The sequence below is a fragment of the Methylomusa anaerophila genome, assembly GCF_003966895.1.
In the GTDB taxonomy this organism is placed as follows: Bacteria; Bacillota; Negativicutes; order Sporomusales; family Sporomusaceae; genus Methylomusa; species Methylomusa anaerophila.
In genome coordinates this window covers 1,574,498-1,587,543 of sequence record NZ_AP018449.1, presented here as the reverse complement: position 1 = coordinate 1,587,543, position 13,046 = coordinate 1,574,498, and the positions used below count along the sequence as shown (strand labels likewise).

General features: G+C 46.2%; 10 protein-coding genes and 1 riboswitch. Of the genes, 1 reads left to right on the top strand and 9 read right to left on the bottom strand.

What is annotated here, in order from left to right; translation table 11 throughout:
* Window positions 1-5 precede the first annotated feature (5 nt).
* The 9 genes from MAMMFC1_RS06955 to MAMMFC1_RS06920 form a co-directional block, all read right to left on the bottom strand.
* Window positions 6-2,036 carry a methyl-accepting chemotaxis protein gene (locus tag MAMMFC1_RS06955; RefSeq protein ID WP_126307653.1) on the bottom strand — a complete coding sequence of 677 codons (2,031 nt, stop codon included), beginning with the start codon at window positions 2,034-2,036 and terminating at the stop codon, window positions 6-8.
* 158 nt (window positions 2,037-2,194) lie between these two features.
* Window positions 2,195-2,282: riboswitch (cyclic di-GMP riboswitch) on the bottom strand.
* A 120-nt stretch (window positions 2,283-2,402) separates the two neighbouring features.
* Entirely contained in the window at window positions 2,403-2,540 is a 138-nt protein-coding gene (locus MAMMFC1_RS21385; RefSeq protein WP_232035719.1) for a hypothetical protein, read from the bottom strand.
* A gap of 39 nt (window positions 2,541-2,579) precedes the next feature.
* The gene (locus MAMMFC1_RS06950; RefSeq protein WP_126307651.1) at window positions 2,580-4,184 is read right to left on the bottom strand and encodes a DHA2 family efflux MFS transporter permease subunit; all 1,605 of its coding nucleotides are present in this window, start codon (window positions 4,182-4,184) and stop codon (window positions 2,580-2,582) included.
* Complete coding sequence (locus tag MAMMFC1_RS06945) at window positions 4,181-5,536, bottom strand: alpha-amylase family glycosyl hydrolase (RefSeq protein ID WP_126307649.1); 1,356 nt, start codon at window positions 5,534-5,536, stop codon at window positions 4,181-4,183. The genes MAMMFC1_RS06950 and MAMMFC1_RS06945 overlap by 4 nt, the downstream gene beginning before the upstream one ends.
* Before the next feature lie 135 nt (window positions 5,537-5,671).
* A complete protein-coding gene (locus MAMMFC1_RS06940) occupies window positions 5,672-6,109 on the bottom strand; it encodes a MarR family winged helix-turn-helix transcriptional regulator (protein WP_126307647.1) in 438 nt (145 codons plus the stop codon).
* A gap of 196 nt (window positions 6,110-6,305) precedes the next feature.
* Window positions 6,306-7,451: an aldo/keto reductase gene (locus tag MAMMFC1_RS06935; RefSeq protein WP_126310489.1), complete on the bottom strand. Its 1,146-nt coding sequence runs from the start codon at window positions 7,449-7,451 to the stop codon at window positions 6,306-6,308.
* 166 nt (window positions 7,452-7,617) lie between these two features.
* The gene (locus tag MAMMFC1_RS06930; RefSeq protein WP_126307645.1) at window positions 7,618-8,187 is read right to left on the bottom strand and encodes a TetR/AcrR family transcriptional regulator; all 570 of its coding nucleotides are present in this window, start codon (window positions 8,185-8,187) and stop codon (window positions 7,618-7,620) included.
* A 240-nt stretch (window positions 8,188-8,427) separates the two neighbouring features.
* Window positions 8,428-10,152: a methyl-accepting chemotaxis protein gene (locus MAMMFC1_RS06925; protein ID WP_126307643.1), complete on the bottom strand. Its 1,725-nt coding sequence runs from the start codon at window positions 10,150-10,152 to the stop codon at window positions 8,428-8,430.
* A 280-nt stretch (window positions 10,153-10,432) separates the two neighbouring features.
* Window positions 10,433-11,638 (bottom strand): MFS transporter, encoded by a 1,206-nt coding sequence (locus MAMMFC1_RS06920; protein WP_126307642.1) that lies wholly within the window; start codon window positions 11,636-11,638, stop codon window positions 10,433-10,435.
* 221 nt (window positions 11,639-11,859) lie between these two features.
* Here MAMMFC1_RS06920 and MAMMFC1_RS06915 point away from each other — a divergent pair, with 221 nt between their 5' ends.
* Window positions 11,860-12,726, top strand: coding sequence for an AraC family transcriptional regulator (locus MAMMFC1_RS06915; protein WP_126307640.1), 867 nt, complete (start codon window positions 11,860-11,862; stop codon window positions 12,724-12,726).
* Window positions 12,727-13,046 lie beyond the last annotated feature (320 nt).

Here is a 13,046-nt window from a genome sequence, read left to right as displayed (position 1 = left end):
GCCTCCTATATCTTGAACTTACTGACGGCTTGCGTTAATTCCGTTGCCATTTGAGCTAGACTTTGACTTGAAGTTGCGATTTCCTGCATAGCCGCGGTTTGCTCCTCGGTCGCGCCGGAGATTGTCTGGGATTGGGCCGCCGATGTCTTACCCACAGTCTCAATTTCGCGGATAGCGGTAAACAAAGATTGATTGCCTTCCGCCATCTGGTTTATAGCTGCAGCGATATCTTTGATTTCTCCAGATAATTTGAGAATTGCTTCGACGATATTCTTAAACGTTTCTCCCGTGCTATGAACCATAAGAATACCTGATTTGATACCTGCAGCCCCGGTTTGGGACGCGGCAACAGCACGGTCCATATTGATCTGATTTTGCTGTATAAGAGTGCCAATCTTTTGCGTAGCCTGATTCGATTCTTCCGCTAGCTTACGGACTTCCTCAGCCACAACCGCAAATCCACGGCCCGCCTCACCTGCTCGTGCCGCTTCAATAGCGGCATTAAGGGCAAGCAAGTTGGTCTGATTGGAAATAGTGGAAATCAAGGTGACAATTTCACTGATTTCTCTAGAGCCTTTGCTTAAATCTACAATGGCAGATTCAAGGGCAATCGATTCTTTACCGATTCCATTCATTTGTTCCTCAGTCCGGTCTACTGCCTGACGGCCTTGTTCCGCCGATTGTACTGTAGAAAGGGCAATCGAAGACACTTCTTGCGCAGCAAGGGAAATTTGCCCGGTTCTTGCCGACAGTTCTTGTGCCACTTTTACAACCTGGCCGGTGGCTGCTACCTGTTGCTCCGACCCGCTGGCGATTTCGGCAACGGAACTGGCGATCTGACTGGACGCATCTGCGGATTGATGGGCGCTTGCGGTTAACTCTTCACTGGATGCTGCCAACTGTTCGGATTGGGACAATACTTTTGAAACAAGTGTATACAAGTTGTTTCGCATTTCTTTGAAATCTCTAGTTAATTGCCCGATCTCATCGTAGGAAGAAATATTGAGTGGTCGTTCCCGCAGATCACCTTGTGCCAACTGCATGCATTCGTTTCGAATCAACGTGATAGGAGTCGCGATACGTTTGCTTATAATGAAAATGAAGACGCCAGCCAGCAAAATACACACGAATGCACCCCCAAGCAGGGACTGTTTTAATGCGCTTAATTCATGGATTGCTTCGGCTTCCGGAGCTGTTACCATCATAAACCAGCGCTGGCCGCCTAACAGATTGATAGAGACAATGGTCCCGATTCTATCGATGCCGTCAACAAATTGATATTTGCCGCGCACAGTCTTACCTGAAGCAGCTTCTTGAACCAGCTTTACCAGACGGTCGTCAAGTTCGGATCGTTGTAGCTTTAATTCAGGGTTGATCTCCTTTTGGCTGAAATTGAGCTTACCCTGCATCTCGGGAAAGCGCGGATGAACGATGACAACGCCATTGGAATCCAGTACTAAAGCATAGCCGGTTTCTTTAAATTTTGCTTCTTTGACCAGGTTATGCATCTTTTCTATCGAAATGGAACCGGTCAGTACACCGGTTAATTTCCCCTCATAAAGAACCGGAACAGCAACATTTATTCCTGCTTTTCCGGTTGTCCTGTTCATCAGAGCATCTGAAACAGCCGGTTTTTTTGTTGTGATTACTTGTTTGAAATATTCCCGATCTCCAAGATTTACCGTGCTGCCGTCAGGTCTCAGCGCTATGCCGTCTGGTGCTATATAAGTTATATTCTCTAGAATATCAAGCCGTGAAACGCATTCAGACAAAGCTTCCTTTAGTGCCTGCCTGTCAGAAGGATTGTATATTCTTTTGATGCCGGCAAACGATTCCAGCTGAACTTTGGCACTGTAAACCTGCCCGGAAATACGGGAAGCATAATCCGACCCCATCGCTGCCGCCGTTTCATCAACGCTCTGACTTAGAGCCTGCAGAGAAAGATAGTAGCTAATCCCGACCAATGCTCCAAAAGATAGAATAAAAAAGGGCAATAAGATGATGAGCAACCTCGTTTTCATGCTAGTGATTTTCATAGACCAACCATCTCCCGTCCAGTAAATTTGTTGACTTTGCTAAGCCGGCAGCAGTTATTTTTCAAGATATCTGTGACTGAATTTTTGGCAGTACGAGATATCCATAAATAAATAAGGACAATAAAAAACCCGGTTAAGCATCTTGTAATAATTTTCACAAGAGCAACCAGGCAGTCATAGGAAGCACCCGCCCTTAGACCCACGGCTTTGCGTCCTCGTTTTTCAACGAGTTTGCCATAAAATATGATATAGGAACGCCATATCAATGTCGATTATTGGATTATATTGTCGTCTAAACTTAGTATAAGCCTCTTACTGTAAACTCGTCAATGAGTTTCCCGGAAACTTAACATACTATAACGGTTTTTAACAAAGTTCTTCTATCCGCTCGCCTCGTACTTCGCTGATCCACTCAATGTTTCCGGCGATGGTAGTGATGGTAGTAATGGTAGGGATTGCACCGCTTCCCAGGGAAGCAGAAGCAATTAATCTGATTTGTTTCAACTCGTATTGACGTGCTGACAGCGCGCCGATTGTTTGCAACTAATTTTTGCTTTTTTGCCGACTTCGCAGCAACCATGCGGGAATTATACCGCAAAAACAAATCAACGCCAAAACGGCAAAAGCGTCATTAAAGGCGAAGATTGCCGCCTGCTTTTGTACGGCGGAACTAAGCAGAGCCAAAGCCTTGGCCTGGATGATTCCCGGGGCGAAGCCAGCCCGGGCGTACAGGCTGTCGCTGTAGGTCAGCATGTGTTTTGCCGCACCGGGCGATCCCCCCACCTTAAAAAACAGGTCTTGGCAATTCGCTAGTGTTTGCTTCATGGGCAAGGAGGCGGCATTCATGTATTCCGCGATGTGGGCCAGATGATATGCCTGACGATGCTGGATCACTGTCGATAATAAGGCGATACCGAATGATCCGGCAATTTGGCGGATCATGCTTTTCATCGCTGTCGCCCGGCTCATTTTAGCCAGAGGAAGGGCGTTCATCCCCAGTGTGGTGGCGGTCATCAGAAATAATCCCAGCCCCGCTCCCCTCAACATCATGACGAAAAGTATGGTGTAGTAGCCGGTATCCATATTTAGGTGTACAAAAGGCAGGGAAGCCATTCCCAGGATGACTATACCGGCAATTACCACCGGTTTGGGGCCGACTCTGCGGGCGATCCTGATTGCTACGGGCATCATCAGGCCGGAAACCAAGGCCGCCGGCAACAGCAAGACGCCGGTCTGCATCGCCGTATAGCCGCGGATATTCTCCATAAACAGCGGCACCAGGAAAAGACCGCCGTACAGGCCGGCAGTCCCGATGAACAAAACGCAGGAACTGCAGGTAAAATTCCATTTCGTAAACACTGTCAAGTCAAGAAGCGGGTTCTCAGACTTAAGCTCAATAGCGACAAATAACGCCAGACTGGCAAAGGAAACATATAATAGAGCAATAATATAGGGCGACGTCCAGCCTTCTTCCGCCCCCTTGTTGAGCGCCAGCAGCAGGCACAGCAGCCCCAGGGACGACGTGATAAAGCCGCCGGCGTCAAACTTGCCGTTGCGGTTCAATACGCTTTCCCGCAGGATCAACGCGGCCAGCAGATAACCTATAAAACCTACCGGGACATTGATGGCAAAAATCACTCGCCAGTCCCAGTACTCGACGAGATAGCCGCTCAAAGCCGGACCGATTGCCGGCGCAACCATTGCCGACAGGCCCCAGATGCTCATAGCCTGATAGCGCTCCTCGCACGGAAAATTATGATAAACGATTGTCATGGTCACAGGATAAACGAGGCCGCCGCCGATAGCTTGGATGACGCGGAAAAGGACCATGCTGTCGTTGCTCCAGGCCATACCGCACAATGCCGAGCCGCCAGTAAACACGGTCAGGCTGAACAGGTACATCCGCCTCGTGCCGAACCTGTCGCAGAAATAGCCGCTGACTGGCTGCATCATCCCTAGGGTCAGCATGTAGGCGGTCAAAATCCACTGAGCATTTTTCGCTTCCACCGCAAAGACCGCCATCAGCTTGGGGATGGCGATATTGACGATACTAGTGTCCAGCATGCTCATGAAATTGCCGATAATCGTTACTGCCAGCGCCCACCACCGGTATGTCGCATCCGGCAGCGCCAAGCGGGGGATGTTCACCGCCTCACCTCCAAAATTCTGGTCCAGTAGGGCGATAGAGGAATATAGGCTTTGCGGTTACGAATAGGAAATTTTGCCCCATTATTTACTAAATCCAAAAGCATTGAACCGTCAACCGGAATTTCCAAGTCTACTGCCGCGCTCTGGGAGGACGAATTTACGATTACCACAATCGCTTCGTCCCGGGTTTGCCGGAAAAAGGCATATTGCCGGCTGCGTACCAGGAGCTGCCGGTAATTCCCTTCCCGCAAAGCTTTATGCTCTTTTCTTATTTGGGCAAACCGTCTGATTGCTTTCGCTAAATCCTTATTGGGGCTGTTTTTACTGACAACAGTCAAATCAAGCGCCGGCCGCAAATCTTCATCCGAGCCATCGCCCTTTTTACCGGCAATGCCCCATTCGCTGCCGTAATAAACGGAAGGTATTCCCGGCATGGTAAACAACAAGGCATGAAGAGGATACAAGTAAGCCGGATTATGAAGGATACTGCCGACTCGTGTAACGTCATTATTGTCGGCAAAGTTATACAGCATCAGGTCCTTATACAGGCCTTTTTCGCCAAATTGCCGGTTGAGAGAATAGGCAATTTCAAAATAGTTCTTGTCATTATGACTGGAATAAAGCCCTTTAAAGCACTCATAGTTAGTGACCGAGTCTAAAAGCGAAGGATTGACCCAGCGGTTATAGTCACCGTGTATTACCTCACCCATTAGCCACAAGTCCCTTTTGACGGATTTGCCCAGGGCTGCCAGTTCCTGAATGAAGCTACTATCCAGACAGTAGGCGACATCAAGCCGTATCCCGTCAATGTCATATAAATCCAGCCACTTTTTTACCGCCGAAAAAATATAGGCTTTGACCGCCGGATTTTGCAAATTCAGTTTTACCAGATTGTAGTGACCTTCCCAGCCTTCATAACTGAATGGGTCGCCGTAAGGACTTCCTGCCGTGAAATCGACCCGGTCGAACCAGCTTACATATTCAGACTGCCGCCCTTTTTTGACAACATCTTTAAAGGCCCAAAAATCTCGCCCCACATGGTTGAATACCCCGTCGACGACAATCCTTATCCCGTTTTCGTGAAGCCGGCTTGTCAGTTGCTGAAAAGTTCCTTTATCCCCCAAACGCCTGTCAATTTGCTGATAATCAACGATATCATAACCATGGGAACCCGACTCGAATACCGGACCAAGCAAAAGAGCATTTACCCCCAGCTCCTTTATGTGCTGTATCCAGTCGAGAATCTTTAACAGCCGGGGCGTGGCGGGCAAAGAGTAGTCATTATGCCGGGGGGCTCCACAGAAGCCCAGCGGATAAATATGATAAAAAAAGGCATCCCTGGCCCATAACATGCTGAAAACCTCCGGATTATAGATAATTTTTCACCGCTGACGCGATATAACAGGAATCTGCACACACTTACAATTATGCCGGCAGTTAATGTTGATAAATATATAATTGATATATCAACTATATAGGCAAAAAAATTACTGATCGTCACCATTCTTCACTAATTTAAGTAATAATTTCTGTAATACTTCCAGTTCACATTCATCCAGATTTTGGTATATTCGCTGGATAGTAGCCTGAACGACCGGTTTCAACTTGTTTTCAAGATTTTTTCCTTCTTCTGTCAGATATATACGATAGCTTCTTCGGTCATGTTCATCATCACAGCGCGTTATCAGCTTATTTTTTTGCATAATATCCAATATCCTGGTGACGCTTGCTTTATCCTTATTCACCTTCTCCGCAATCTCGCTTTGCGAGATGCCTTCTTTCCGCCATAAACATTTCAATACTCCCCATTGTTCACTGGTAATATTGGCTCCGCTCTCTTGAAAGGCATTGTTAATTTCAGCTTTGATGCGTAAGGCCATTTTGGTTATTAAAGAACTGGTTGATATTGCTCCGGTAATTTTCATAAGTTATTCCCTTAATATAGTTGATATATCAATATTATCACAGTCACTTATTTCAGTCAATATATTCTCTTTTATTATTCCATCAAAACCCTACAACTCCTTATATTGACTTTTTCATGGTTTCGAACGGTCTTCTGAGTCCTAGAAAGTACCTGGCCTTAGTCAGGGATTTGACTAAGGCCAGGTCTTCCATTATTTACTCAAACAACTCTTTAACGTGCTTCAGTTCTTCCCGAATGGCAATAGCTTGCGGGCAATGACTTTCGCACTCGCCGCACTCTACACACTTGGACGCGGGGGCGGCAATCCTCGACGAAATCTCATACCTCTGCTTGGCCTCGGGGGTACCGTCAAAGATCCAATAGTCATTATAGGCGGCAAAGCATGTAGGAATGTTAAGCCCGCTAGGACAAGGCATACAGTACGAACAAGCGGTACAATTAACCTTTATTCTTTCTTTAAAAAACTTCTTAATTTCTTCAATAACAGCCGTTTCTTTGGCCGTTAATGAATTCGCCTCGGCTTCTTGGGCCACGCGTATATTCTCGCTAACCTGATCCATTTCCGTCATGCCGCTCAACACGACGGATACTTCCGGGTGATTCCATACCCAGCGGAGAGCCAATTCCGCCGGTGTTCTTTTCACTCCGGCCTGCTCCATAATAGCCCTTGCCCCCGTTGGCAGCCTGACAAGATTGCCGCCCCGCAGCGGTTCCATGATGGCAATGCCCAACCCTCTTTGGGCCGCGTACTCCAGGCCTTCTGTTCCCGCCTGAAAATCTTCGTCCAAATAATTATACTGAATTTGGCAGAACGACCAATCATAGCAATCCACAATTTCCTTGAATAGCCCAAGTTGATCGTGAAAAGAAAAGCCGGCATATCTGATTCTCCCGTCTTGGATCGCTTGCGCCAGAAATTCGTTAATGCCGGCTTCCTTTAATATGGGCCAAACCCCTTTATTCAAGGCATGTACCAAATAGAAGTCTATCACTTCCGTCTCCAGGCGCTCCAGTTGTTCATTCAGGTACTTGTCCATATCGGCCCGGGTTTTGATCAGCCAGCTGGGAAGCTTTGTCGCCAGCTTGACCCGCTCCCGGTAGCCGTCCTTTAAGGCTTTGGCGACAAATGGCTCGCTTGCCCCGCCTTGGGTGAAGCCGGTACCGTGATAAGGATAAGCGGTGTCCACATAATTTACGCCCGCATCAATGGCATCACGAATCATAGGTATCGCTTTACCCTCATCAATGTTGGTTGGGTCACTGCCGATAATCGGCAGTCTCATACAGCCAAACCCCAAAACAGAAACCATTTCGTTTGTTTTTCCATATTTTCTGTACAACAAGATTATCCCGCCTTTTCCGTGTATTTTTTGTTCACTAAGCTGGTTTAAATATTTTTATTATTTAACTATCTTAATACTTTTATTTCATATAACGGAATGAATATTCATTCCGTTATATGAAATAAAATGTTGAATGGCCATCGCTTTCCTATCCGCATCACGATCAGCGTCTAATTGCATCCCATATTGCTTCTACCGCCGCGTCAAGGGTCCGTTTATCCGGTGCTGCTCCGAAGAAATAGAGTTTAACGATAGAAACAGCGGCGCCGTACGTCATACTGCTTATCATGTCAAGCGGCAAGTCTTTCAGCAGACTCTCCGCCTGCGCCCGCTTAAACAGGTTCCAGACGGGCCCATAAATCCGCATGCCTTCCTCGCGGTTGGCGGCGGTAATCAACGGGGAGTTGGCATATTGCTCGATAAAAAGCAAATCGGCGGGATTCTCCCGAAAGTATTCGATGATATTGTGGACAATCACTAAGAAACCTTCCCGCGCCGGCATCGTCTCCGAATAATTTCGCACAATATGCCGGACAAGGCAGGTCTTAACCTCAAGATACAACGCGTTGATTAAATCCTCTTTGCTGGCGAAATAACGGTAAATGGTTCCTACGCCGATATTTGCTCTCTGAGCGATTTGCGACATAGGAGTTCCGTGAAATCCCTGCTCGGCTATCAACTCAAGGGTTGCCCGCAGCACTGCCGCTTTTTTATCCAGTATTTTTTCCGGCATAATCGTCTCCGAAATAAAAAATTAAAAACATAACGAAGCAGGAGTGAACGTTCACTCTATATTCAACTCTACACTAACTAAGTCTGTCTGTCAATAGCCTGTCCGGTCAACAATATACCTTCTGTGCCTATGCCCCTCCCTGGAGGATTTCTTTGACTGGGTAAATTGAGATTGCTTATTCCGCGTTGCCGGGGCTAAACAAAACCAATTGTTCTTCTGCCATATTTTTCGCCTGTCTTGCTATAAGCGGAATCTGGCTACTGCCGCCTGAAGTTCCTGAGCAAGTTTTGCCAAAGCTTCGCTGGATGTTGCGATTTCTTCCATGGAAGCAAGCTGCTCCTCGGTGGCCGCCGAAACATTCTGCGTCTCACCCGCGGATGACTTGCTGAGTTCGTCGATCTTCTTAACCGAATCTACGATCTGTTGGCTGCCGCTCGCCATCTGCTGGATTGCCGCCGAAATTTCTTTTACCTGACCCGACACCTGGGTCACCAGTTCGGCAATTTCCCGGAAAGCAGTCCCGGCTGCGTTGACCACCTCAGCCCCCGTCTTGACCTCCCGCGTCCCCTCGTCCATGGCTACAACGGCTTTATCGGTATCCCCCTGGATTTCCCCGATCAGTTCGGCGATCTTCTTGGCGGCCTCCTGGGACTGTTCGGCAAGCTGCCGCACCTCTTCGGCGACGACGGCGAAACCGCGGCCTTGTTCGCCCGCCCGGGCGGCTTCGATGGCCGCGTTGAGGGCCAGTAGATTGGTCTGGCCGGCGATGCCGGCAATGGTGTCCACGATTTGGCCGATCTCTTGGGAACGCTCGCCCAGCTTGGCTACTACCTTGGCGGAAGTGTTTACCGTGTCCTCGATATGCCCCATCTGATTTATGGCCTTGTCCACGGCTTTTCCGCCCTCTTTGGCTTTTTCGGCAGCCTGAACCGACTGGTCTGCCACCTGGTTGGCATTTGCGGCGACCTGCTGGATGCTGGCCGACATTTGTTCCACCACGGCGGCAGTATCGTTGGCCGCCGCCAGTTGTTCGTTAGCGCCGCTAGCCACGCCGTTAATTGATGAGGCGATCTGATTGGCCGCCTGGGCCGACTGCTCCGAGCTGGCGGTCAGCTCCTCACTTGATGAAGCAACCTGTTCAGATGATTTTAGAATGTCGCGGATAATTGCGTACATGCCATCACGCATGGTGTTGAGAGCGGTTGCTAGCTGTCCCAGTTCATCGTTAGACGATACATTTATTTGATCACGCCAATCGCCAGCAGCAAACTTCTGAGTCCCGGCAAGCATCGCTGTTATTGGCCTGCGAATGGCCCGTGGAATGATTATAGCTAAAGCAATGCCGATAATAAACGATAATACGCTCAATACCGCCGCGATGGTGATGGCATCTTGAGCACCGCCAATAGTCGCGGTGACTCCCTTAGAAAGGACTTGACCATTATTTTCTGATAGGTCATCAGTTATTTTAGAAATCTGTTCAGTAAAAGGCACTAGGCCGGTCGCAATCGTCCCCATCTTATCTTTGTGTTGGCGGGCCAATTCCTGATTGCCGGCTGCGGTCTCACGGAAATAGGCATTTATAACCGGCGATAGCTCGTCTATTAAGCCAGCCTTGTACTTGGTAGTTGCATCGATTAGTTTTTGCACCTCAGCCTTTTCCTCTGGCCTTGCTAGGGCAAGTAATCTGTTTTGTTCTTCCAAGGCTTTTTCAAGATTTTCCTCGACTTGCCTAAGGAATTTCTCTTCGCCATAAGCAATGTAACCTCGAATGGCAGCAACTGCCCCTTTAAAGTGACGATCCGAATTAACGGCCAGACTGCTACGCTCGTAATCCTGGCCAATGGCTCCAACATTTCTTGCGAGAGCGCTGAGTTCCCAGAAGGCGCCTCCTGCGATAAGGCCAATCAGCAATAAATTTACAAAAAATCCCAAGATTATTTTTTTGCTAACACTAAGTTTCATGTGTCTTTCCCTCCGGTTTTTGAATTTTCATAACGACAAACCAATCATCTGGTGAAGCAGCTTAATATTTTGCGCCAGAGAGTAGCGTATCACGGATTCCAGAATTATAGTATTCAACAATATACATTAAAATCCTTTTTTCGATATAATATTATCTAAATCTACAACGCCGCATGTTCCTGTGGGATTTTGTGAGAACACTGTGAGAAGGAAAAAGACCGCTTCAGTTTTGAAACCGAAGCGGTCTTTAGGAAGTGTAAAGATAAGTTCCGCAACCGCGCTATCCGTGCGGTTGCAAGGCCTTATCTTCTATTTCGCGTCTTTTTGGATCTGGCAAAAAGAAGGAAAATAGGGCGGCAAGGACTGCAATCATTGTCAGAAGTTCCATTGTAGCCGTCAATCCATTATGATCAGCAAACCAGCCAATCAGTGGAATAACCAGGCCGCCAACGCTAAATGAAAGCCCCAGCGTGACACCGGAAGCAAAGCCAATACTGCGGGCTAAATAACTTTGACCCAAAACAACGACCGAGCTAAATGGTGAAAACATGGCAAACCCGATCGGCACCATTAGTAAATATCCCGTTACCGCATCTGTCGTCTGCGATAGAAGTGCAATCATTGGTGCCAAAAGTATATAACTCATCCGAACAACTTTTAAATAGCCGAACCTGTCTGCCATCAATCCGCCAATAAATGTGGTCACTACCCCGAGGGTAAAGAGCAACGTTAATGCCGAGCCGGCCGCTGCCTCTGAAAACCCCAAAACATCTACCCAATAAAGGGGAATAAAACTCCTTAACCCGGCGAAAACAATGGAACTACACACAATCAATAAAGTCAGATACGCGAATGCTTTCCAATCGTTCTCGCCATTTTTTTCTTGCTCGGTTGATTTTTCAACCGCAATATTTCCTGAAACGGTTGCCTGGGCAATTTTTGCTTTCATTTTCGGAACAAGAATCATTAAAATTATTGCCATTATAAATCCCACAAAACACAATACCGCTGTACCTTTCATGCTAAACATCGTAATAGAAGCAACGGCAATCATCGGGCCAACAGCAAAACCGGCATTACCTCCAACTGAGAAGATACTTAATGCTGTAGCTCTTTTATTACCAGAAATTTCGTTAACCATCCGCGCCGCTTCCGGATGAAAAATTGCATTGCCGATGCCACTAAGCGTTATCATTGTAAAAATAATCCAGTAATTCCTGAATAGTCCTGCCATTCCCATGGCTACTCCCGATAGCAAGACCCCTAATGACATATACCATGTTTGCGGTTTCCGGTCTGCCAGCCAGCCAAACGCAGGTTGAACGATTGACGATAAAAAGCAGGAAGCAAATATTAGTCCCGCCACCGAACTATAATCCATCCCATATTGGGAAACAAAAAAAGGTAAGATAGCTGGTAAGGCCCCACTGGTAATATCACAGGACAAATGGGCTAATGCCAATAAATAAACATATTTTTGATTCAAATCACAGCCATCCTTTATAATTTATAAATTTTGTTTCTTTTTATGAGATTCATTTCATTTTATTGATTTAACAGCATTTGTATCATTTATATTAGGATAATATTGATTTCATAAATATTTATGCTATACTCATTATAAATATATAATCCGAATTATTCCATAAATAATATTGATTAGATTTAGCACAATATTGACATTTTGCAATAAAAGGGGAAAGTATAATGATTATCACGGACAGCGGCCAAATGATTGATCAGAATATAAAAAGTGACTTTCCAATAATAATAAGACGCAGAGAATATCATGAACATGGACCCATTTTAAAAAAGCATTGGCATAAAGAATTTATGATTTTCTATATAGAAAAGGGAACAGCTCTTATTCACTGCAACTCTCAACCAATCCCTGTTAATGCAGGAGACTTAGTCATTATCAATCCCAACGACATCCATTATGTAGAAAACTGTTGCAGCCATCTTATCGAATCCTATATTATCATTGACCTTGTCTTCCTGCTAAGCTATAAAGAAGACGTTTGTCAGACGAAGTACATTGCCCCTCTGTTAGAAAATCATATTTGTTTCCAGAATAAGATCGAAAATGACGAAGATCTTGTTCATCAGGTCACAAACTTAATTGCGGAATATGAACAGAAAAAACTTGGCTATGAACTGGTGATTAAGGCTGAAGTCTACCGTATTCTCGTTTCACTAATGCGGCGACATACAGTTCTTGTCACTGATGAAGTAAAAAACAGACAACATCCTCAACTCCGTCCACTACTAGAATATATTGATGAACATTACCAACAAAAAATTACCCTTAAAAAACTAGCCGCGTTGGCCAATGTGAGTCCTTACCATCTGTGTCGTCTGTTTAAAAGCATTATCGGTATGCCCCCCATTGAGTATATCAATCATTTACGTATCAGTGAGGCTAAAAAATTACTGGAGCAGCACCACCATTTGAAGGTCGGCGAAGTTGCTCAAATCGTCGGATTTAACGATAGCAATTATTTTAGCCGTTTGTTCAAAAAGTATAATCATATCTCACCTATAAATATGCAAAAAGACCGCCACAAGCTATAGGACAGGGACAGGTTTATTGTCCCGAGGCTAGAGTTCTTCTATTATAATAATATAATACTGTTCCCTTTTGTACGAAATTCGGATATACTGAAAATATTGAAAAATCCCCGCCACCCTTCGCTACGAATTAAGAAAATTCAAGGGACCGGGGATATTTTTGAAGCGTCAGTTAATATGGCTGTCCGTGCGACCTTCCAGTATGTCAAGCCCGATACAATCTATTTGCGGAATATCGGAGAGCATGATATGGCTTTTAAGAACTATTGAAATCAGAGTATGTATGTACCGGTGAAAGGCCGGTGCAGGCCGAGTTCGCCCTA